General features: G+C 55.6%; 25 protein-coding genes and 1 pseudogene. 18 read left to right on the forward strand and 8 right to left on the reverse strand.

Translation table 11 applies throughout. The features are described 5' to 3' along the window. Positions 1-8: 8 nt before the first annotated feature. From AACY07_RS14870 to AACY07_RS14880, 3 genes and pseudogenes are all read right to left on the reverse strand, one after another. Positions 9-338 carry a hypothetical protein gene (locus AACY07_RS14870; protein ID WP_133078653.1) on the reverse strand — a complete coding sequence of 110 codons (330 nt, stop codon included), beginning with the start codon at positions 336-338 and terminating at the stop codon, positions 9-11. 44 nt (positions 339-382) lie between these two features. Further along, on the reverse strand, positions 383-949 hold the full coding sequence (locus AACY07_RS14875) for a DJ-1/PfpI family protein (protein ID WP_339475615.1): 567 nt from the start codon (positions 947-949) through the stop codon (positions 383-385). A gap of 107 nt (positions 950-1,056) precedes the next feature. Beyond that, positions 1,057-1,244 (reverse strand): annotated as a pseudogene (locus tag AACY07_RS14880) (integrase); the annotation flags it as partial. A gap of 59 nt (positions 1,245-1,303) precedes the next feature. Between AACY07_RS14880 and AACY07_RS14885 the strand changes: the two are divergent. The 14 genes from AACY07_RS14885 (at position 1,304) to AACY07_RS14950 (ending at position 12,388) form a co-directional block, all read left to right on the forward strand. After that, positions 1,304-1,651, forward strand: coding sequence for a metalloregulator ArsR/SmtB family transcription factor (locus AACY07_RS14885; protein ID WP_339475617.1), 348 nt, complete (start codon positions 1,304-1,306; stop codon positions 1,649-1,651). A 22-nt stretch (positions 1,652-1,673) separates the two neighbouring features. Continuing rightward, a complete protein-coding gene (locus AACY07_RS14890; RefSeq protein WP_339475620.1) occupies positions 1,674-2,957 on the forward strand; it encodes an arsenic transporter in 1,284 nt (427 codons plus the stop codon). Positions 2,958-2,985: 28 nt separating this feature from the next. Continuing rightward, positions 2,986-3,456, forward strand: coding sequence for an arsenate reductase ArsC (locus AACY07_RS14895; RefSeq protein WP_339475622.1), 471 nt, complete (start codon positions 2,986-2,988; stop codon positions 3,454-3,456). 9 nt (positions 3,457-3,465) lie between these two features. Beyond that, positions 3,466-4,164, forward strand: a complete 699-nt coding sequence (arsH, locus tag AACY07_RS14900; protein WP_339475624.1) for an arsenical resistance protein ArsH — start codon at positions 3,466-3,468, stop codon at positions 4,162-4,164. 255 nt (positions 4,165-4,419) lie between these two features. Continuing rightward, a complete protein-coding gene (locus AACY07_RS14905; RefSeq protein WP_339475627.1) occupies positions 4,420-5,403 on the forward strand; it encodes an AraC family transcriptional regulator in 984 nt (327 codons plus the stop codon). Positions 5,404-5,550: 147 nt separating this feature from the next. Continuing rightward, complete coding sequence (locus tag AACY07_RS14910; RefSeq protein ID WP_339475630.1) at positions 5,551-6,585, forward strand: DUF1254 domain-containing protein; 1,035 nt, start codon at positions 5,551-5,553, stop codon at positions 6,583-6,585. Between the two features lie 50 nt (positions 6,586-6,635). Next, positions 6,636-7,481, forward strand: a complete 846-nt coding sequence (locus AACY07_RS14915; protein WP_339475633.1) for a MipA/OmpV family protein — start codon at positions 6,636-6,638, stop codon at positions 7,479-7,481. Positions 7,482-7,495: 14 nt separating this feature from the next. Beyond that, the gene (locus tag AACY07_RS14920) at positions 7,496-8,311 is read left to right on the forward strand and encodes an acid phosphatase (protein ID WP_339475636.1); all 816 of its coding nucleotides are present in this window, start codon (positions 7,496-7,498) and stop codon (positions 8,309-8,311) included. A 16-nt stretch (positions 8,312-8,327) separates the two neighbouring features. After that, on the forward strand, positions 8,328-9,095 hold the full coding sequence (locus tag AACY07_RS14925; RefSeq protein ID WP_339475638.1) for a hypothetical protein: 768 nt from the start codon (positions 8,328-8,330) through the stop codon (positions 9,093-9,095). Between the two features lie 330 nt (positions 9,096-9,425). Further along, entirely contained in the window at positions 9,426-9,968 is a 543-nt protein-coding gene (locus AACY07_RS14930) for a DUF3833 domain-containing protein (RefSeq protein WP_339475641.1), read from the forward strand. Continuing rightward, a complete protein-coding gene (locus AACY07_RS14935; RefSeq protein WP_339475644.1) occupies positions 9,965-10,675 on the forward strand; it encodes an SDR family NAD(P)-dependent oxidoreductase in 711 nt (236 codons plus the stop codon). Before AACY07_RS14930 ends, AACY07_RS14935 begins: the two co-directional genes overlap by 4 nt. Positions 10,676-10,689: 14 nt before the next feature. Beyond that, positions 10,690-10,995 carry a DUF6482 family protein gene (locus AACY07_RS14940; protein WP_339475646.1) on the forward strand — a complete coding sequence of 102 codons (306 nt, stop codon included), beginning with the start codon at positions 10,690-10,692 and terminating at the stop codon, positions 10,993-10,995. 111 nt (positions 10,996-11,106) lie between these two features. After that, positions 11,107-11,970: an AraC family transcriptional regulator gene (locus AACY07_RS14945; RefSeq protein ID WP_339475648.1), complete on the forward strand. Its 864-nt coding sequence runs from the start codon at positions 11,107-11,109 to the stop codon at positions 11,968-11,970. Positions 11,971-12,004: 34 nt separating this feature from the next. Continuing rightward, positions 12,005-12,388: a cupin domain-containing protein gene (locus AACY07_RS14950; protein WP_133078639.1), complete on the forward strand. Its 384-nt coding sequence runs from the start codon at positions 12,005-12,007 to the stop codon at positions 12,386-12,388. A gap of 44 nt (positions 12,389-12,432) precedes the next feature. On the opposite strand, the gene AACY07_RS14955 is transcribed toward AACY07_RS14950, so the two are convergent. After that, positions 12,433-13,002 (reverse strand): YceI family protein, encoded by a 570-nt coding sequence (locus AACY07_RS14955; RefSeq protein WP_339475650.1) that lies wholly within the window; start codon positions 13,000-13,002, stop codon positions 12,433-12,435. A 480-nt stretch (positions 13,003-13,482) separates the two neighbouring features. Here AACY07_RS14955 and AACY07_RS14960 point away from each other — a divergent pair, with 480 nt between their 5' ends. The 3 genes from AACY07_RS14960 (at position 13,483) to AACY07_RS14970 (ending at position 16,177) form a co-directional block, all read left to right on the forward strand. Beyond that, positions 13,483-14,466 carry a DUF1852 domain-containing protein gene (locus AACY07_RS14960; protein WP_339475653.1) on the forward strand — a complete coding sequence of 328 codons (984 nt, stop codon included), beginning with the start codon at positions 13,483-13,485 and terminating at the stop codon, positions 14,464-14,466. Between the two features lie 27 nt (positions 14,467-14,493). Beyond that, positions 14,494-15,528, forward strand: a complete 1,035-nt coding sequence (locus AACY07_RS14965; protein ID WP_338647756.1) for a methionine synthase — start codon at positions 14,494-14,496, stop codon at positions 15,526-15,528. A 139-nt stretch (positions 15,529-15,667) separates the two neighbouring features. After that, positions 15,668-16,177 carry a flavin reductase gene (locus AACY07_RS14970; RefSeq protein ID WP_133078635.1) on the forward strand — a complete coding sequence of 170 codons (510 nt, stop codon included), beginning with the start codon at positions 15,668-15,670 and terminating at the stop codon, positions 16,175-16,177. Positions 16,178-16,256: 79 nt separating this feature from the next. On the opposite strand, the gene AACY07_RS14975 is transcribed toward AACY07_RS14970, so the two are convergent. The 4 genes from AACY07_RS14975 to AACY07_RS14990 all read right to left on the reverse strand — a co-directional run bounded on the left by AACY07_RS14975 (position 16,257) and on the right by AACY07_RS14990 (position 20,286). Then, positions 16,257-17,096: a 5'-nucleotidase, lipoprotein e(P4) family gene (locus AACY07_RS14975; protein ID WP_339475655.1), complete on the reverse strand. Its 840-nt coding sequence runs from the start codon at positions 17,094-17,096 to the stop codon at positions 16,257-16,259. A 187-nt stretch (positions 17,097-17,283) separates the two neighbouring features. After that, a complete protein-coding gene (locus AACY07_RS14980) occupies positions 17,284-17,652 on the reverse strand; it encodes a histone-like nucleoid-structuring protein, MvaT/MvaU family (RefSeq protein WP_339475657.1) in 369 nt (122 codons plus the stop codon). Positions 17,653-17,893: 241 nt separating this feature from the next. Then, on the reverse strand, positions 17,894-18,715 hold the full coding sequence (locus AACY07_RS14985; protein WP_133078632.1) for a P-loop NTPase: 822 nt from the start codon (positions 18,713-18,715) through the stop codon (positions 17,894-17,896). Between the two features lie 1,073 nt (positions 18,716-19,788). Continuing rightward, on the reverse strand, positions 19,789-20,286 hold the full coding sequence (locus AACY07_RS14990; protein WP_133078631.1) for a winged helix-turn-helix transcriptional regulator: 498 nt from the start codon (positions 20,284-20,286) through the stop codon (positions 19,789-19,791). Between the two features lie 121 nt (positions 20,287-20,407). On the opposite strand from AACY07_RS14990, the gene AACY07_RS14995 reads away from it, so the two are divergent. Then, the gene (locus AACY07_RS14995; protein ID WP_339475662.1) at positions 20,408-21,436 is read left to right on the forward strand and encodes a histone deacetylase family protein; all 1,029 of its coding nucleotides are present in this window, start codon (positions 20,408-20,410) and stop codon (positions 21,434-21,436) included. Positions 21,437-21,465: the final 29 nt, after the last annotated feature.

A 21,465-nucleotide genomic window follows, 5' to 3' on the forward strand; every position in this document is an offset into this window, starting at 1 on the left:
AGCGTGGATCAACTTAAATGCCCAATCGCTCCCAGAGCCTCAATCAAACGCAACAAGGCTGGTTTCTCGGCTGGTTTCTCGCCGATGCAACACACGTCCGGGTCGCTGAGAGAGCACCAAACCGACACAGGGTCGCCTACCTTCAGCCCGTGTGAGGCTTTACGCAGAGTGGCAGTTGACCAAGCGTCAATGGTTTCGTTGAGAGACTTGTAAAAACGCTTCCCATTGACGCTATAACTGAAGCTCATGAACTGCACTCCCATCCACGGCCCCTCACCCCCTACAAAGGTTACGTAGCCTTGTACCACTTGCCCCACAGGTACATCGTCAGCGCTCATCATTTATCTCCTGAAAATGTGCCCGACATCCCGGAACGACGCGATCACCCATGTTCCGCTGCCAACATCGACCTGAATTGAGAAATGCTCTCTGGAGATAGCCCGGCACCTTCGAACACTGCGCAGGTGAAGCTAACGGGGGCGGTGCCTGGGGCAGTAATGGTACGGTCTGCCATCACCGCTATTGAGCTGCTTCGGTAAAGCGTGCAGCCTGCATAACTGACGGCATTTTGTAAGAAGTCAGCGCTGTTCGAGGTATGAGGAACCTTGTCCAGAAGCCCGGCCCTGGCAAGTGCCAGCGTTCCTCCACAGATACCGGCAATGGTGGCTCCACTTGAACGACTGGCATGAAGAAAGTCTCCAATATCCGGGGCTTCAGCACTCTCCCAGACCACTCCTCCAATGACGACGACAACGTCCGGTTTCCAGTCCAGACATTGTTGCAAGCTGCTATCGACCGTCACAGCCAATCCACCCTGCGAACAAAACTGGCCCGTAGCAGGCGCGAAAAACCTGACGTCGATCCCGTAAAACGGGGACGCCGTACCAGCAATGAAAGCATATTCCCAGTCCGCAAAACCGGGTGTCAGTATCAAACCCACGCGTGCCATCAGTCAGAATCCTCCATGAATGGCCACAACATATGACGACAACAATCAGACATCAAGGGCAGCTTCGGGCCGGTTAATGGCGGCCTGACTTCAACCGTCGCTAAACATTGTTCCGTCATCTCCAAGGCCTCATCGACCTCAATCCCCAGATATCGAATGGTGTTCTCCAGCTTCGTATAGCCAAGCAGCACTTCGTCCTGCGATAGATCAGTCATGCCTTCGTACGTCTCATCGCATGAGTGCCATACATGGCGGGTTCAAGGCCAACGGCATTAACCCAGCCTTGGACGTATTTTCTTGCCAGTCATATATGAATATACGTATATTCGGAATTCCATATGTAGCGAGCCTCCCATGATCACTCCCACCGAACTCTTCAAGAGCCTGGCCGATGAAACCCGCGTCCGCGCGACCCTGCTGATTGCCGATCAAGTTGAGTTGTGCGTGTGTGAATTGATGTGCGCCCTTGATGAAAGCCAGCCAAAAATCAGCCGCCACCTGGCGCAATTGCGCAGCAATGGTTTGCTGCTTGATCGTCGTCAGGGCCAATGGGTCTATTACCGCCTCAATCCGGATTTTCCGGCCTGGGTTCACGACATCTTGCAGGTGACGTCCAGGGCCAATGCCGATTGGCTCAAGGACAACGCCGCCCGTCTGCAAAACATGGATGGCCGTCCGGTTCGCGAAGCGACCTGCTGCTGACCCCGGATCAAGTGAGTCTTGAATGTTTGTCGCTATCGCTGTTTTCGTCTTCACACTCGTGCTGGTCATCTGGCAACCCAAAGGCCTCGGCGTCGGCTGGAGCGCTACCCTCGGCGCAATGACAGCGCTGGCGGTTGGTGTCGTCTCGCTACATGACATTCCTGTGGTGTGGGCCATCGTCTGGAACGCGACCGCCACGTTTATCGCGGTGATCATCATCAGTCTGCTGCTGGATGAAGCCGGCTTCTTCGAATGGGCCGCGCTGCATGTTGCGCGCTGGGCGAAAGGCAGTGGTTACCGCTTGTTCGCGTTTTGTGTACTGCTCGGGGCGGCAGTGTCGGCGGTTTTTGCCAATGACGGCGCGGCGCTGATCCTCACACCCATCGTCATGTCGATGCTGATCGCACTACGCTTTTCAGCTGCCGCAACCCTGGCGTTCGTTATGGCTGCAGGCTTCATTGCCGACACCGCGAGCCTGCCACTGATAGTGTCCAATCTGGTCAACATAGTCTCCGCTGACTATTTCAAACTGGGCTTTGCCGAATACGCGTCGGTGATGGTGCCGGTAAGCCTGGCCAGTGTCGCCGCGACCTTGCTGGTGCTCTTTGTCTACTTTCGCAAAGACCTGCCGCACCACTATGCGACGGATGCGTTACAGGAGCCCAAAGCAGCGATCCGCGATCGCGCGACGTTCATCGTCGGTGGCTGGACGCTGTTGATCCTGCTGGTAGGGCTGTTCGCCCTGGAACCGCTGGGCATCCCGGTGAGCGCTGTGGCTGCGGTCTGTGCGGCAATCCTGTTATGCGTCGCCGCCAAGGGCCACACAATCTCGACACGTCGCGTGCTGAGGGATGCTCCGTGGCAGATCGTAGTGTTTTCACTGGGCATGTATCTAGTGGTCTATGGCCTGAAGAATGCCGGACTGACGGACCTTCTCTCCGAACTGCTCAACCGCCTCGCTGAACAGGGAATATGGAGCGCCACCCTCGGCACGGGGCTGCTGTCTGCGCTGATGTCGTCGGTGATGAACAACATGCCCAGCGTGCTGATCGGCGCGCTGTCGATTCAGGCCAGCGATGCGCAAGGGCTGATTCGCCAAGCGATGATCTACGCCAATGTCATCGGCTGCGACCTGGGCCCGAAAATCACCCCCATCGGCAGTCTGGCCACGTTGCTCTGGCTGCATGTGCTGGAGCGCAAAGGCCTGCGCATCACCTGGGGTTACTACTTCAAGGTCGGCGTCGTGCTTACCCTCCCGGTGTTGCTGATTACCCTGTCGGCGCTAGCCCTGCGCCTCAGTCTTTGATGTCCGCCCAATGCGCAAGGAAAACCCCATGCGAGTCCTGTTTATGTGTACCGCCAACAGTTGCCGCAGCATCCTTTCAGAAGGCATGTTCAATCACCTGGCACCGCCGGGATTCGAAGCGGTGAGTGCTGGCAGCTTCCCCAAAGGCCAGGTACTGCCGCGCAGCCTGACTACCTTGCAACAGGCCGGTATCTCGATTGACGGCCTGTACAGCAAAGGCAATGACGCCTTCGAAGGCAATCCGCCGGACATCGTCATTACCGTTTGCGACAAAGCCGCGGGTGAAACCTGTCCGGTGTATTTCGGTCCGGCGCTAAAATCCCACTGGGGGTTAGAGGATCCCTCCGAAGTGACGGCTGACGAAGCGGCCATTGACGCTGCCTTTCGCGCCACCCTGGCGCACATCGAACGACGATGCCGGGCCTTTCTTGATCTACCGTTTACCCGCCTCAGCCGCGACGAACTGAAAATCGAGCTCGACCGCATCGGCGTGCTTTAAGGAGGATATATGTCCGAACATCTGCCCAACCTCGACTCCACCCTGTTCGATCATTCCGGGCCATTGCTGATCGAGGGGCACAAACCGCGCATCCTGCTTCTCTACGGCTCGACCCGAGAGCGCTCTTTCAGTCGCCTATTGGTCGAAGAGGCCGGACGCCTGCTCGAACACTTCGGTGCCGAAACGCGCATCTTCAACCCGTCCGGTCTGCCCCTGCCTGACGATGTGCCAGTCGACCATCCCAAAGTGCAGGAGCTGCGCGATCTGGTGCTATGGTCCGAAGGCCAGGTCTGGTGTTCGCCTGAACGTCACGGCGCGATGTCGGCGGTGTTCAAGGCGCAGATCGACTGGATCCCCCTGGAGCTTGGCGCCGTAAGACCCACCCAGGGCAAGACGCTGGCAGTGATGCAGGTGTGCGGCGGCTCACAGTCGTTCAACGTGGTCAATCAACTGCGCGTGCTGGGTCGCTGGATGCGCATGTTCACCCTCCCCAATCAGTCTTCAGTTCCGAAGGCGTATATGGAATTCGATGAGGCCGGACGGATGAAAGCCTCTGCGTACTACGACCGCGTCGTCGATGTGATGGAAGAGCTTGTGAAGTTCACTGTGCTGCTGCGCGATCGGCAAGATTTTTTGGTAGATCGCTACTCAGAACGCAAAGAATCGGCTGAGCAACTGATGGCGCGTGTTAACCAGCGTTCAATTTGAGAAGGTGGCATGTCTTTGGAGTTAAAAAACGGAGCGATTCAGTTCGCACAGCCGCCTTTTTCTCTTTGGCGATACTTGCTGCTTGAAACCCGTCTGCACGCGCTACGGTGCGGTGTGAATGTCGAAAATCGATGATCGAAAGTCGTGGCTCCTGTACTGTCAACAGCGCGACTTTGGCAAAATGTTTGCCCGCTTTTACATGCGTCCCAAAACGGTTCTCAAGTGCATTGCCTTTAAATACAGGTGCGGATACCCATGACGAATGCCAGGCCGGCCATCAGACTCAGCACACTCAGGCAAATTGCCCCCTACCTGAGCATGCGCGGGGTGTCGCCGCTGGAGTTCTTTCGGCGTTTTGGTATTTCCCCCCATGTTTTTCAAAACCCTGAAGCCTGGGTACCGCGAGCGGACTGTTTTCATATTGCCAACAAAATGGCCGCTATCGCGCAGGATCCCTTCGGCGGGGGGATGATCGGGCACCTCACAGATGTGCGCTCAACCGGCATGTGGGGCGAGTTGATATTGGGCTCGACCAACCTCGCCCAGGCTTGTGCAGCAGCGGCAGTCCATACGGATTTGTTACATCAGGGAAGCGAAGTCAGAATTATCACCGAAGGCCGCACGACGAAACTGATCCAGCACTTTACCGGGCACCACGGGGCTGATCCCAAGCAGGTCATTTTCGGCACACTGGCGGTACTTCGAAAAGTGCCGCTCATGTCCGGTGCGGCTGGTGCCATACGTGTGCATCTGAAAAACCCGAGAGAGCGCGGCGACGAGGCGCTGGAAGAATACCTGGGCCCGAACCTCGTCATGAACGCCGAGTACAACATGATCGAATTCGATCGTGAGTTGCTCGAAATTCCCCTGCAACCTGTAAAAGATGTCGCCTGGAAAATCACCCAGGCCTTGAGGTCGACCGCTGACGCAGCTGACGTGCTCGCCCGGGAGATAGCGGATCAGGAACTCTCCAGGCTGACGACTATTTCAAGAAAGATCGGGTTGTCTGTTCGAACCTTGCAGCGTCGACTTGAACAGTGCGGCATCGACTTCGATGCTCTGCGTGACGAGACACGTCGCAGTGAAGCCCTTAAGTTGATTGCCACCGGCAGATACAGCGCGACTGAAGTTGCCTATATGGTCGGCTACAGCGATCCAGCGCACTTTACGCGGGCCTTCAAGCGCTGGACCGGGAGCCCGCCGTCGCGTTATCGCGCCCTGTTGAAACAAGACCTCTAACCCCCTCCCCAAAACATCCCCCCACCTTTCCAAAGACACCTTCGCGTGCCTGCTCACTTTGCTTTTGGCACCAAATGGCAAGTTTGGGTCAAGGCGTTCTTATACAGTCGAAAAATTAACGCCCACTTATAAAAGCAAGAGGTTTAAATGTCCCATTCATCCACGGCCTGCATCTTCGCAATAGCGCTGGCAGCGTTTGGAAGTGCCAACGCACAGTCGAACTCGGATGCGTCGATACCGGTGGGTGTAGATAATTTTGCCCGTGCAGAGTCAGACCTCTACTTGGGGAAAATGGTCGCGACTGGCAGTTTGGGCCGGTTTGTTCATACCCGCGAAGCGGTGCCCGTCGACGCCCAGAATGTGGTCCGGATGAATCGGGACACGCTCTATTCGTCTGCGGTTTTCGATCTCGATGCAGGCCCCGTCACGATCATCTTGCCTGAGGCCGCCGGACGGTTCATGTCGACGGCGGTGATCAATGAAGATCACTACGTTCCTATCGTCACTTACGGCGCCGGCCGCCAGACCCTGACGAAAGAGGCAGTCGGTACACGTTATGTGTTTGTCGCTGTGCGCACGTTCTTCGATCCCACGGATCGCAAAGACCTTGAAAAGGTGCATGCGCTGCAAGACGCAATCACCGTCAGCCAGGCCAAGGTGGGGGAATTCGTGGTTCCGAAGTGGGACCAGGCCAGCCAGACAAAAGTGCGTGATGCCCTGGAGGTCCTGGGTTCGACCATTCCTGATTACAACCAGTCCTTTGGTCCCAAGGGCACGGTCAATCCCGTTCACCACCTTATCGGCACTGCCACAGGGTGGGGCGGTAACCCGGCCAAAGACGCCATTTACCTTGGCGGCGTGATGCCTGAGAACGATGGCAAGACCATTTACCGGCTCAACGTGGGGGATGTCCCCGTCAACGGTTTCTGGTCTGTCAGTGTTTACAACGTAGAGGGTTACTTCCAGAAAAACCCTTACGACGCTTATTCGTTGAACAACTTAACGGCCAAGAAAAATGATGACGGCTCGATTGTCATCCAGTTCGGTGGCTGTGATGGAAAGATCCCTAACTGCCTGCCTACTCCGCCCGGCTGGAACTATACGGTCCGTCTTTATCAACCGAGTGACGCGATATTGAACGGCCAGTGGAGTTTCCCAAAACCGCAGCCCGTCGCCCTCTAAATCAGCCATTAACTAAAAGTTCTGACGTCTTGCACCAAAGGAAACAATCAATGACGACCATCGGTGGTTCAAACTTTTTCAAGCATCCAGCGCTGTTCATGACAGGGGCCACCCTCGCCCTCGCGATGGCACTGCCTGCACACGCCGACGACTCAGGCAGCGAGCCGTCTGTAACAGTCGGTGGCGGACTCGCCGTCGCCCCCTTGTATGAAGGCTCTTCACACTACGCCGCGTTCCCGTCACTAAAACTCAAGGCGGTTTTACCTACTGAAAGCTGGGGCAAGTTTACCGCCTCATTCCCGGACGGCCTGCGCTGGGACTTGCCAGGATTGTCCCCTTTCGGGATCGCCCTGTTGCTGGGTTACGACCAGGGTCGCAAGGAAAGAATCCACACACTGGGCGGTCGCGATGACTACCTGAGGGGAATGGGTAACCTGGACAGCACTGCACTTGTCGGGGCGGAAGCGTATTGGGTTCTGCCGGGCGGTCGTTTGTTTGTTCGTGGCCTGCAAGCTAGCCAGAGCCGCGATTACGGTGGCGAAAGCCTTGGGCGTACCGCGTTCCTGGAAGCCGGTTTCGCCACAACCTACGCGCTGTCTTCAACATTGACCCTGGACTCGACCCTGTACGGCACCTGGAGCAATGAGAAAGACATGATGGCGCGCTTCGGCGTCACCGCCCAACAAGCGGCGCGCACCGGCTTCGACGAATACCACCCTGGTGGCGGCATGCGGGACGTGACCTTGAAGCTGGGCCTCACGTGGCAATGGCAACCACAGTTGGCGCTGGAAGGCGGCATCAAGACCTACGCCCTGGTCTCCGACGCCCGCAACAGCCCACTGACGGGTGATAGCGTGGGCGCAGGCGCTTATCTGAATGCCCTTTACCGGTTTTGATAAGGGAACACTCGATGAAAACAGTACATAAGCAACTGGGGCTGGCGGGCCTGCTCTGGTCGGGGCTGGTGCTTGCCGACGATGCTGCCACCAAGGTCACGGACCCTCACTTCAAGCTGGCCCCAGGCTATTTACCTTCAGCAGACCTGCCCCTGGGCCTGGCGTTGCTGGGCGCCCCGCCAAAGCCCGACTCTGCGGCGCTGGCACGGGATGAGGAAGCACGGCGAGCAGCGCTGTCGCTACGCGGTACGGCCCGGGAGAAACTCGCTGCAGCGGATGCGGAGCTGTCATTCCCGGGCCCGGCCAACGCATTCTCCTGCGCGATGGGTACGCCGATCACCGAAAAAAATACACCCCATCTTTATACCTTGATGCAGCGCACCCTGTCGGATGCGGGCGGCTCCACCTATGCCGGGAAGAATGCCTACAACCGCACCCGACCATTCGTGGCACATAACGAAGGAACCTGCCGCAAAGACATGGAACCGCTGCTGCGCACGGATGGCTCCTGGCCTTCCGGCCACTCCGCAGCCGGTTGGACCTGGGGGCTGTTGCTGGCCGAGATACAGCCTGCGCGTGCAACCGAGTTGATGACCCGCGGGTTGTCATTCGGCCAGAGCCGGGTCATCTGCGACGCTCACTGGCAGAGCGACGTCGATGCAGGCCGCATCATGGGCGCTGCGACAGTGGCGAGCCTGCACAGCAATCCGACGTTCCTGGCGGATATGGCGGCCGCCAAGGAAGAGGTCAAGGCTGCGCAAAAAGCCGGCTTGAAGCCTGCACAGGACTGTGCGGCCGAGGCCGTGGCGCTCTCACTGACCCAGCACTGATCGGGAAAACACCCTCATGTACAGTGACAACACCCGCTCGGCTTTACGGCGCAAGCACGCACGTCTGACACTATTGGCTGGCGCCTTCATCGCAGCCGGGCCCGCGATGGCAGCAGACAACGAAGACTGGACGTTCAACGGCGGACCTTACCTATGGGGCGCTGGCATTCGTGGACACGTGGGTCATGGCAGTACTGGCACCCAGTTCATCAAATCCGATTTCTCCGACATCGCCAAGACGGTCGATATGTCGGTGATGCTGATGGGTGAGGCGCGTCGAGGCCCCTACAGCGTGCTCGCCGATCTGATGTACATCGACACCGACACCCGCAACCACCTGCCTGGGGGCGCCAAACTCGAGGTAGAAAGCAAGACAGCCTCCGGGTTCCTGGGTGGCGGCTACACAGTGCTGGGTGATGATAATCGTCGACTGGATGTCGCCGGTGGCGTGCGTGTCTGGTACAGCGGCACCACCCTCACCTTCCATGGTGGCCCCCTTGGTGGCTTGTCGGGCTCTGACAATGCGACATGGGCAGACGCGATGGCAGGCCTGCGCGGGCACTATGCCGTGAACGATCGATTCTGGTTGTCATCCTGGGGGATGGCGGGCGCCGGGCAGTCCCGGGAAGACTGGGACCTGGCAGCGCTGGCAGGCTGGGAGTTTTCCCCCGGGTTTTCGGCGGTGGCCGGTTACCGGGCGATGGGGGTTAATTATCGTCATGACGGCTTTGTCTACGACATTGTCCAGAAGGGGCCGTTGCTGGGTATTAGTGGGCGATTCTGAGCCGCTCATCCTAAAGCTCCCACACAGCACAATCAGCTATCCGAGCAACCTCACATCTCTGCGTTGTGAGGTTTTCGCGTGCGCACAAAAAAGATTATTGATTCATTGTCAGGTGTTTTTTTTCAGCCTATCTTGATCAAAACCTATACAAAATATTTATCGCGTATAGGTATTTGGCTATAGAGATGAAATCGGTCATGGCTTCCTCTGTAATGCCGGGCGCCTTGGGTGATAGTCGACGACGACAAATCTGTACGCGGGCTGCCAGCCGTTCAGGCCTCTGGTTCGAAACTTCACCTTCACCACCTGTGAACTTCAGGGAGTAAGGCAATGACCCGATTTCTGCTGTTATTGGCCCTGGCACTCAGCGTCGCGAGCTGCTCCAGTGTGGATGTCGCCCGTTATACGGATCAGCAACCGGCATTGGATCTGGAGCGTTTTTTCAGCCAGCCCGTCAAAGCCTGGGGGATGTTTCAGAAGCGCAGCGGTGAGGTTGCCAAGCGTTTCGAGGTCAACATCGCCAGCCGACGCGAGGGCAACAGCCTGATTCTCGACGAGCGCTTCCTTTACAGCGACGGTACTCGCCAGCGCCGCGTCTGGGTCCTCACCCCTGAAGGCCAAGGGCGCTGGAGCGGTCGTGCGGATGATGTGGTGGGTGTCGCCAAGGGCCAAGTCGCTGGAAACACCTTGCACTGGCGTTATCGCCTGAACCTGCCAGTCGGTGACTCAACCTACGAAATGAGCATGGACGACTGGATGTACTTGATGGACGAGGACACGTTGATCAACCGCACCACTATGTCCAAGTTCGGGGTAGAGGTCGGCCAGGTGACGTTATTCTTCCGTCGCCAGGGCGCGGGAGCAAACCCATGAACCGGCCCTGGACCATGGCCTCCCTCGGCGACGGTTATCGCGCGCTGGTCATCGGCGCCAGTGGGGCCCTTGGCACGGCTTTTTGCGAACAGCTCAGACAGGATCCGCGCTGTGCCGGAGTTCGCGCCCTGGGGCGCCAGACCGTTCCCGAACTGGACCTTGAGCGCCCCGACACGATTGCCAGCGCCGCCACCGAACTGGCAGCCGAAGCGCCCTATCAACTGATCGTGCACGCTGCCGGCCTGCTCCATCGCGACCGGATCAAGCCGGAAAAAAGCTTCAGCGCGATCGAACAGGAGGCGCTGCAGGCCGTCTTTCAAGTGAATACGCTGGGCCCGGCGCTGGTATTGCGCCACTTTCTGCCGCTGCTCGAACCTCGGGGAGCGATGGCAATGCTTTCGGCAAAGGTCGGGAGCATTGGCGACAACCGTTTGGGCGGCTGGTATGCCTATCGCGCCTCCAAGGCGGCGCTGAACATGCTGATCAAGACCGCCGCCATTGAACTGGCCCGCACTCGCCCGCAGAGCCGTTTGCTCAGCCTGCACCCGGGCACGGTTGTGTCAGGGTTGTCGCAACCTTTCCGCGGAGCCTGCAACGCCCGTCAGGCTGAGGTGGCCGCTGCCCAATTACTGACCTTGATTGACCAGTTGACGCCGGCCGACAGCGGCCATTTCTTTGCCTACGATGGAGAACGCCTGCCCTGGTAGGCAAGGAGTGAAACATGAACCTGCAAACCCTCACCGAACGTGCGGCCAACAGCGAAATACGCGAGCTGGAGTTACTGTCAATCGAAGGTGGATTTTATCTGGCACGGGTCCGTCAGGATCTCGGCCAGTTCACCTTGCTGGATGATGCAGCCCAGCCAATGCACCTGCGTTCGATCGCCCACCTGCGAGAATTGCTGCACGCCGTACCGGCATTTCCTTGCGTACTGGTGCAGCAATGCGTGCACGACGAAATGTGCGGCCGGGTTGCAGGGCCTGTCGAGGCGCTGCGCCTTCCATTTTCGCTCACCATGCCCTTGTGATTTGGACCACGCCGAGCATCACTGGATGAACGTTACCCGCCGGTTGTATAGTTTTCCATCCAGCGTTCAGCACGAACCATCAGCCCCCAAGGTTCTATTGGATAACTCTTCATGAATCGGCATACATCGTTGCCCGCTACGGACTGGGTTCTGCGTAACGCCGAACCCGGACGAATTGAACGAATCGAGGCATGGTTCGGGGGGCATGGCTATGACCCGCACCGTCATGACACCTACTCCATCGGGCGGACGATGTCGGGCGTACAGAGCTTTCACTACAAGGGCAGCATGCGCCACGGTATGCCGGGCAATACGCTGGTATTGCACCCGGACGAGTTGCATGACGGCATGGCCGGGACCGAAGCGGGCTTTCGCTACCGGATGGCTTATGTGGACCCTGCCCTGATTCAGCACGTATTGGGGGGCGAATCGCTGCCCTATGTGCCGGGTGGGCTGTCTGACGATGTACGCCTGTATAACGCCAGCCAGGCTTTCGTACAGGCAATGGACCACCCCCTCGATCCCCTGGAGGAACAGGACGCCCTGTTCGACCTCGCGATGGCGCTGCGCGCTGTCGCAGGCAAACCCCGGGGGCGCAAGAAGCTGGACTACCAGGCGAGCCTGCGGGCCCGGGACTTCATCATGGCCAATCTTCACATGACCATCACGCTGGAGATGCTTGAGCATGCCAGTGGCCGGGAGCGGTGGAGCCTGTCGCGAGACTTCAGGGCGTTATTTGGCACCAGCCCCTATCGCTTTGTGACATTGCGCCGGCTTGACCGTTTTCGCGCACTGATCCTTGATCGGTTCACCCTCGTGGATGCCGCACTGGCGGCAGGCTTCCATGACCAAAGCCATATGACCCGGCATTTCACTGCCTGCTACGGCGTGCCGCCAATGCGCTGGCTGGAGCGCCTGGGAAGCGAGCGTCAACGTGCAGGATCGTACAAGCCGGGACCCGCGCCCGTTCGTTAGTGTGATGGCTCCCGTTTGTAATGGAGAGTCAGTCATGCATCAAACCCGACAACCAGCCACACATGCCATCAACCTTGCCCAAAAAGCCTCCCTCATCGAGCAGCAGTGGAGCCCACGGGTAATCGCCGAGATGAACGAGTATCAGTTCAAGGTGGTGCGCATTGAAGGTGAGTTCATCTGGCATTCACATCCGGAAACCGATGAAGCCTTTTTGGTGATAGAAGGCACGCTGCGCATCGATCTACCCCACGGCAGCGTGTATGTCGCGCCGGGTGAACTTTATGTGGTTCCGCGAGGGGTCGAACACAGAACAGCTGCCGAAGGCGAAGCCCGGCTCATGATGATTGAACCGCGAGGGGTACTGAATACCGGCCATGAAGGGGGTGAGCGTACGGCCGACAACGACGTCTGGATCTAAGCAGGGGCAACGGTCCAGCGCGGGCTGGACCACACCCAATACTCTCAGTGCTCCGGCGCAACCATCCGAAAGCGTATGTCGATGTCATCGGAAACCAGGCTGTCGGACCACTCCCCGGCGCCGACCTTGAAGTCACTGCGCTTGAGCACCAGCTCGGCGTCGAAAATGCCAATGGTTCGATCTGACTTCAGCAGCACCGGCACTGTCACTTCCCGGGTAACCCCCTTGAGTGTGAGGTTGCCCGTGATCTGGTAACGATTGTTTCCCATGTCCTTGATGCGGGTCGACTCAAAGATCGCCACGGGATAAGCCGTGGTATCGAACCAGGCAGGCTTTTGCAGCTCGGTGTTGGCGTCTTCGCTACCGGCGTCGATGCTGTCGAGGTCGATGGTCAGCCTGGCCCGGGCCGCCTCGGGGTGTGCGGTGTCGAATTCGAGAGTCCCGACAAACTTGCCAAAGGTGCCATAGACCCTCGATCCCATCTGGTTGAAGGTAAAACTCAGGGTGCTGGCCGCGGGATTTACGCTGCTGTATTCGGCGGCATCCGCGCCGGGGAAAAGACCGAGGGTCACAGTAACAGCCAGTGCGGCGGAACGTAGAGATCGAGGGCTCATTGCATTCTCCAGGACCGGCCCCTTATGGGTCGACGTGTGTAGCAGTAGATAAACTCAAGCAAAGAATCGCCGTTTATTCCAGCCCGCAGACGGTTTAGAGCCCACGCTTTGCCTGACGGCACACAAAAGCGACTGATGGCTCGCAAACACCTGTCATTGCCCAGCAGCGTGGTCTTTTAAACAAGAGGGAGGGTTGTTAGCCGCGATTAAATGAAATGGCCGCCATGAAAGTCGAGCCAATGCATTGAATTCTGCCAGATATTAATGCCTGCAATTCAACGTAAATCCCATCATGAACAGGACTAACGATTTAGTGAAATCAATTCATTGTCGCTCAATCAATCGCCCGGCTTAAAATACGTCTTAATGACAGGCACTCTACATTTTACTGAGAAAAAAACCAGAAAATAACAGTGGAAAACACTGAAAAATAATAAACACATTCAGGACTTATCTCAGACATCAGGATGGCAAATTACAATGAACACCGCGTTCTCATTTACGATCAAGAGCCTTCGTTTCGACGAAGACTATCACCCCTCCGAAAATACGCGCATCACGACCAATTTTGCTAATTTGGCCAGAGGAAAGAGTCGCCAGGAGAATGTGCGCAACACGTTGAAGATGATCGACAACCGCTTCAATGCCTTGGCCCACTGGGACAACCCTAAAGGCGATCGCTACACGGTTGAACTCGACATTATTTCCGTCGAGATGAACATCGACAATGAAAACAGCAGCACTGCCATCCCTTTGATTGAACTCCTGAAGACCTGCATCATTGATCGAAAAACCAATGAACGCGTTGACGGCATGGTCGGGAATAACTTCTCTTCGTACGTGCGTGACTACGACTTCAGCGTGGCGCTGCCGGGGCACAATGAGGGCCGGTCCGAATTCAGCACACCTGAGCATTTTGGCGACCTCCACGGGAATCTGTTCAAGTGCTTCGTGAATTCAAGCACCTACACGGATAACTTCAACAAATCACCCGTTATATGCCTGAGCGTCTCGAACACCAAAACCTACCATCGCACTGAAAACCAGCACCCCGTACTGGGCATTGAATACCAGCAGGATGAATATTCTTTAACGGATGAATACTTCAAGAAAATGGGGTTGAAAGTCCGCTACTTCATGCCGGCCAACAGTGTGGCGCCTTTGGCTTTTTATTTCTCGGGCGACTTGCTGGGTGATTACACCAACCTTGAACTCATCAGCACCATCAGTACGATGGACACGTTCCAAAAGATCTACCGCCCTGAAATCTACAATGCGAATTCGGCCGCCGGGAAATCCTATCAGCCCAGCTTGAAGCACCAGGACTATTCACTGACTCGAATTGTTTACAACCGAGAAGAACGTAGCCAGCTGGCTGTTGAACAGGGCAAGTTTGTTGAAGAGCACTTTATCAAACCCTATCAGGCAGTACTTGAGCAGTGGTCGGCTAATTACTCTCTTTGACACCTAACATATTCAAGGTCTTCTAACATGAAAAAATTGCTACCCACTTCAACGGCTGGCAGCTTGCCTAAACCCGCCTGGCTTGCACAACCCGAGACACTGTGGTCTCCCTGGAAACTGCAAGATGAGGAGTTGGTCGAAGGCAAACAAGATGCCTTGCGACTGGCACTTCAGGAACAACAGCACGCGGGCATTGACATAGTCAGTGATGGTGAACAGACGCGCCAACACTTCGTCACCACCTTTATTGAGCACCTCAGCGGTGTTGATTTCGAGAAGCGTGAAACCGTCAGGATTCGTGATCGCTATGATGCGAGCGTACCGACGGTCGTGGGCGCGGTTGCTCGCCAAAAGCCGGTTTTTGTCGACGATGCCAAGTTCTTGCGACAGCAAACCAGTCAACCTATCAAATGGGCGCTGCCGGGCCCCATGACCATGATCGATACGCTTTATGACAATCACTACAAAAGTCGCGAAAAACTGGCTTGGGAATTCGCCAAGATCCTCAATGAAGAAGCCAGGGAATTGGAAGCTGCCGGTGTCGACATCATCCAGTTTGATGAACCTGCCTTTAACGTGTTCTTTGACGAGGTGAATGAATGGGGGGTGGCCACCCTGGAAAGAGCAATTGAAGGCCTTAAATGTGAAACGGCTGTGCACATTTGCTATGGCTATGGCATCAAGGCCAATACCGACTGGAAAAAAACCCTGGGGTCCGAGTGGCGCCAGTATGAGGAAGCCTTTCCCAAGCTGCAAAAATCCAGTATCGACATCATCTCGCTGGAGTGTCACAACTCTCATGTCCCCATGGACCTGATTGAACTCATTCGCGGTAAGAAAGTGATGGTCGGGGCCATTGATGTGGCCAGCCATATCATTGAAACACCCGAGGAAGTTGCCAACACGTTGCGCAAAGCACTTCAGTTCGTCGACGCCGACAAGCTCTATCCTTGCACCAACTGCGGCATGGCCCCCCTGCCTCGCCAGGTAGCAAGAGGCAAGCTGAACGCGTTAAGTGCAGGGGCAGACATCGTTCGAAGAGAACTCTTGAACCAGCGCTGAGTTAAAGCCGCAAGTGGTGCACGGGAAGCGGACTGTCGGGCCCGCTTCCAGCACTGGCCACCGCTCAAGTCAGCCGACATTCACGGCTACTTCAGGCCTTTTCTCACGCTCGGGTTGCACCCCATTTTCAGGACTTGCCATGTCACTTCCCAACACGACTATCGAGCCATTGAGCTTTCGCGAAGCGCTCGGGCATTACGCATCCGGTATCACGGTGATTACGTCACAGCTGGATGGCGAGCCGATTGGCTTCACCTGCCAGTCGTTCTATAGCGTGTCGACGAGCCCGCCGCTGGTGTCATTCAGCGTCATGGCCAGTTCGGCCAGCTATCCAAAAATTCGCCAGGCTGGCCGATTCGTAGTCAATATCCTGTCGGACGAGCAGGCCGGGATCTCCAACCAGTTCGCTCGCAAAGGCACGGACAAGTGGCACGCCGTCGAGTGGCAACAATCGCCGCTGGGTAATCCGATCATTGCCGGGAGCCTGCACTGGCTGGATTGTGAAATTAACGCCGAACATGCCGCCGGTGATCACCTGATCGTGATTGGCGAAGTGAAAGCGTTAAGCCTGCAAGCAACTCCAGTTACGCAGCCACTGCTGTATTTCAAAGGGCAATATTGCAACATCGCCACCCAAGGCGCTGTTTGAGGGTTTACCTGCGCTGCCCTTCGTTATCCCTCCATCCATCAAGGATCTTTCTGGCCGCGAGCGCAGGTTCATCTGTGTGTTACTCCTTGGGCTGCCAGGCGGTTGAACCCGCCGCTGCCTTGAACTTGCTGCGGTTGTCAGCCGTTGCAGGCGGTTCAGAGTCGCCAAAAATAGCCTTGAGCCAATGCCCGTCGGTAGGGTTCGGGAAGATGATGAACTTGCGACCGAACTGCTCTTTATCTTCAGTCATCAGGTTCAGGCGTTGCTTGACGTCGGCAACGTAATACTTGCGCTTGAAGTCGTTGAGGTTGTCACCCAGCATCACGACCACGTCAAAATCTTTGGCGATCTCCAGCTGTCGGGGTTCTTTGTTGGAGCTGTCGCGATAAACCGTCAGGTGCTTATCGTCGGCAAAAGGCAGTTTGTTTTTACGGAGATTTTCCAGGGCATATTGAAAGGTATTTTCACCTTGATCACGGCTCGTGACATAGAAAACCTCTACCCCCTTGGAGTGTGCGTAGTTCAGAAACTCCAACGCTCCGGGTGTGGCTACAGGGCCATTGTCAGCAACCCATTTGTCCCACGCACCGTCATCAAAAAACTCTTTTCCCGAGTTGATCATGTAACCCCAGTAGCTGTTGCTGCCCAGAACGGTGTCATCGACATCGCTGATGACAGCCAAAGGGCGATCCCCCTTCTTGTGAGCCTGGAGTGCTCGATCGAGTTGCATCCTCGCTACATTGAAGCCTTGATAGTAAAGCGCTTCGAACTCGGCAGCCGTTTGCTTCCAGGCGACTGCGGCAGTCAATAGATTGGAAGGAGCAGCGCTGCTCTCTTCGGCAAAGGCTTGTGTTCCCTGAAGCATCAGAAGCGAGATGAGCAACGGTGTGGCTAGCGTTCGATTGGTTTTTATTTTCATTTTCTGGCCCGTACCACGAGGATTGAACAACTTGGACAAACACGCCAGGGAGTTCTACATCAGCCAAAGTTTCAGCTCAATGTGGGTGTCGCGTTTCTGGCTCAATGAGGCGTAATTCCCTCTTTTGCCACTGGGTCACGGGCCTTGAAGAGACGCCTGAGATTCACGTGCTCGATCCGTCCATGACTTATGTCAGTAGCCAGCTTCCGACCTGATCCGGGCCATGCTCCTTTTTCCAGGCCTGAAGCATCTTGTGATTGCCCCCCTTGGTCTCGACGACTTGATGGGTGTGCGGGTTCAGGTAACGCTTGAGAACCCGGGGAGTGCGCGGGGCCTTGGCCACACCCGCGCCGTTGTCGGTTGCACGAGCATCAACCGGTTCAAGCAAAGCCACGATCTGATGGAGGTTGACCCCGTACGCCTCCATCAGTGTGCGCAACTTGTGTTCAAACTCGGCTTCTACTTGAAAGGACTTGTCGTTCTTGAGCGCCTCCAGGACCCGCTGTTGTTCAATGATCTGACGTTCGAGGTCCCGGTATCTGGCAACTTTAGACATTGGCTTATGCTCTCTGGATAAATACGGTGACGTGACAGGTCAAGGGGGAAACTCCCCCTGGTCCCTGCTGTTTCAAGTAATGATTTTCGTCATCGACACCCGAAGTGTATGTGACCGTGACTCACGACACCTGACACCCCTGAAATCAATAACGCTTGCGCCCGCTTGAAACAGGCAAGTACAACTACCTGTATCAACAGACACAAAAAAACAGTTAACACTCAACGGCCAAACAACAACCTCATCTCATAGAGTTACTCACCAGTCCCTCTATGAAGAACTCTATGTGTCCTCGCGGACTGTTTGAAATTGGCCAGGCATCGATCTTTTGAGCAATAGCCCTGAATGCCTTTGCGCTCTTGGAACGCGGAAAGTTTCGGTAAACGGCTCGTTGTATATGCGCAGCCTTGCGGACCTCCTGGTCGTACGGAATGGCCCCCACATACTGCAGCGTTACGCTTAAAAAGTTATCCGTAATCTTGACCAGCTTTGCGAACAGCCTTTGGCCGTCCATGGGATGGTGCTGCATATTGGCCAAGACCCGAAAACGGCTGATGCCATGGTCTCGATTAAGCAGCTTGATAAGCGCATACGCGTTGGTAATCGAGGTCGGCTCGTCACACACCACCAGCAAGACTTCCCGGGCAGCCCGAACGAAGCTGACTACCGATTCACCGATACCCGAAGCGGTATCAATCACCAGCACATCGAGCGTGTCAGCTATGTCGCTGAAGACCTGAATCAAGCCTGCATACTGAGCTGCAGACAAATGCGCCAGGCTCTGATCACCTGACGCGGCATGGGCAATGAGCACCCCGCCAGGCCCTCGCATCAACACATCGGTCAACTCGCAGCGGCCCTCGATCAGATCGGCAAGGGTGTACCGCGGGTTAAGCCCCAGCAGAACACCTATATTCGACAATCCCAAGTCAGCTTCCAGCAATACAACCCGCTTGCCGAGTTCTGCCAGCGCCAATGAGAGGTTAACCGCTACAACGGTCTTGCCTACGCCCCCCTTGCCGCTTGTAACGGCGATAACTTGTACAAAATGTCCGCCCTCCATTCTCTTCATTCCTTCCTTGTGTGAAGCATGAACACTCTGTAAAGCGAGGGATAACCAATAAGCTTAACCGATACCCCTGATTAACTTAGTTCGACTTTAGTCACTGAGACGTGAAGTTGGATTTACTGTATGCCACGGTAAACCAGCGCTTCACCCACCTGCCCCAAGTAGTCTGACGAAAAATAATGATCGCCGTCAGCATCGAGCAACCTGCCCTGCAGGATGGCCTGACATTTAGCCACAAAAGCGGCTGCCCACTGTGCTTTTATTGTTAACAAGGGGCCCAACACCCCGCAAAAGCTGTTCAATTAGTCCTTAATCGGTCAGGAGTCCACACAAAACATGGTGCCATAACGGCTAATCTATAAAAAAATAAAACAAAAGAAAAGCCATATAAAACAAAATCCAGCCACGGGACAGCAATAAGGCATTTGAATGGCGCCAATAACTCGTCAAACAGTAATCAACACATGAACAACCACTCAGCCCATATAAAGCAGGATCAAAACTTGGTAAAACAACCAGCCATCCAAATGGCGCCAACAACCCGTCAATTCAAACACATATAACAATAGATAACAGTCAAGCCGGTTACAAATCAGCAAGTTTAGTACTATTATCAATCCGGCTTCTTGTCCGGCACTGCACACCTGCCTTCCTGAAAACCGTTAACTCGAAGAGCACGCCACGCTTTTATGGCGCCGAACAAAACAAGACATTAATTAACATCCTTATTAGTAGACCACCCACGTAATGAACACTGTTTTACCCGCCTAAAAAACAACGCCAATGCAACGACAACCATGGACGGGCTTATGGACTCTGCAAACACCCCTCATTCCTGCCACCTGACGCATTATGCATCAGGCGAATCCCATCCCATTGAGGCAGCTCTATGACCCACGTACCCGGACATGGCTGGATGTGGGCATATCGCAAGATGCGCAGCCTGTTGTGCCCGCCGCTGTCCTCTGCCTACAGAGCAACGCTGTATGCACTTCGAGGCGACACAGGCACTTTTTATAACAACCGCACTTATCAAAAAATCCGTATCCGCCGGTAACTGCCCGGTGTTACTTCGTGGCCTGCCCCGCGATAGCCACACGGCTGGTGCTCTTGACCTCGCGCAATGCCAGGCTTGACTGAATTGACGCAATACCTAGCTGTCGCCTCAATACGCTTTCGACAAAGTCACTGTAACTGTCAAGATCCTGAGCCAGCACTTGTAAAAGGTAGTCGGCATCACCCGTGATCTTGTGGCACGACAGGACCTCGGGAAGTTGCTTGATGACCGCCTCAAAGGCTTCCGGGGTCTGATCGGTGTGCGTGGCAAAACGGATGTGAACAAATGCCATGATATCCAGCCCCAGCATCCGCCGGTCCAGGTTCGCCTGGTAGCCCTTGATCACGCCCTCTTCTTCCATTCTTTTACGCCGCCTCCAACAGGGCGTAAGGCTCAAGGAAAGCCGTTCGCTCAATTCTGCGTTGGAAATGCTTGCGTCTTCTTGCAGCAAGGCAAGGATGGAAAGATCGGTTTCATCAAGAACGACGCGACTGGTATTTTTTTTCATATTTTTTATTTAATAAGGAAAATATTACTAAACATACTAATCACACAAACAAAAAAAGCAAAGAAATCGCATCCAGACCAGAACAAAATAGATACCTGAATAAAAAAACGGATGCGAAAAAATGTTCACAGTTTTCAGTGATTCTCATCGACTGCACCACGGCACCGAACTGAAGGACGGTGTCCTCAAGCCTTCTTTCGAACAGCCAAGCCGGGCCGATACCGTACGGGACAGAGTCCGGCATGTCGGGCTCGGCGAGATCATCGCTCCGCGATCATTCGATCGGGCGTGCTACGTCAACGCTCACAGCGAGCGCTATGTTTCGTTTCTGGAAACCGCCTGGTCCGAATGGACGGCAATCGGCCGGACCCATGACGCCCTTCCCTTGGTATGGCCCGTGCGCGACTTGTCGAATGATCACGTCCCCGACTTTATCGATGGCAAGCTCGGCTTCTTTGCCATGGATGCCGGTTCGCCGATCACCAGCACCACCTGGGAAGCAGTTAAAACCAGTGCCGATATTGCACTCACTGGCCTGTCATTGATCAACGAAGGCCAGAACAGCGCCTTTGCCCTGTGTCGTCCGCCCGGACACCATGCTGCACGCGAATACATGGGTGGCTATTGCTATCTGAATAACGCGGCCATTGCCGCTCAGCATGCAGTGACTCATGGTGCAAAACGCGTGGCAGTTCTGGATGTCGACTTCCACCATGGCAATGGAACACAGAACATCTTTTATGACCGAAAAGATGTGATGTTTGTCTCCCTGCATGGGGAACCGTCGGTTTCCTATCCTTACTACTCCGGCTTCAGTTCCGAATGCGGCGCAGGTGCCGGCGAGGGGTATAACCTCAACTACCCCTTGCCAAAAAACACGACCTGGCAGAGCTATCAGAATGCTCTGGTTCACGCCTGCAAAAAACTCAAGGAGTTTGCCCCTGAACTGTTGGTTATCTCGTTGGGTGTCGACACGTTCAAGGATGACCCGATCAGCCACTTTCTTCTGGAAAGTCATGACTTCTTTGGCATGGGTGAAATCATTGCCACGGTTGGCGCCCCCACGCTCTTTGTCATGGAAGGCGGTTATATGGTCGATGAAATCGGGATCAATGCGGTCAACGTACTTCACGGGTATGAAAGCAAGTAACACTGATTATCTGTAGCCGATAAAACTTT

The organism is Pseudomonas sp. RL_5y_Pfl2_69 (genome assembly GCF_963970465.1).
GTDB lineage: Bacteria > Pseudomonadota > Gammaproteobacteria > Pseudomonadales > Pseudomonadaceae > Aquipseudomonas.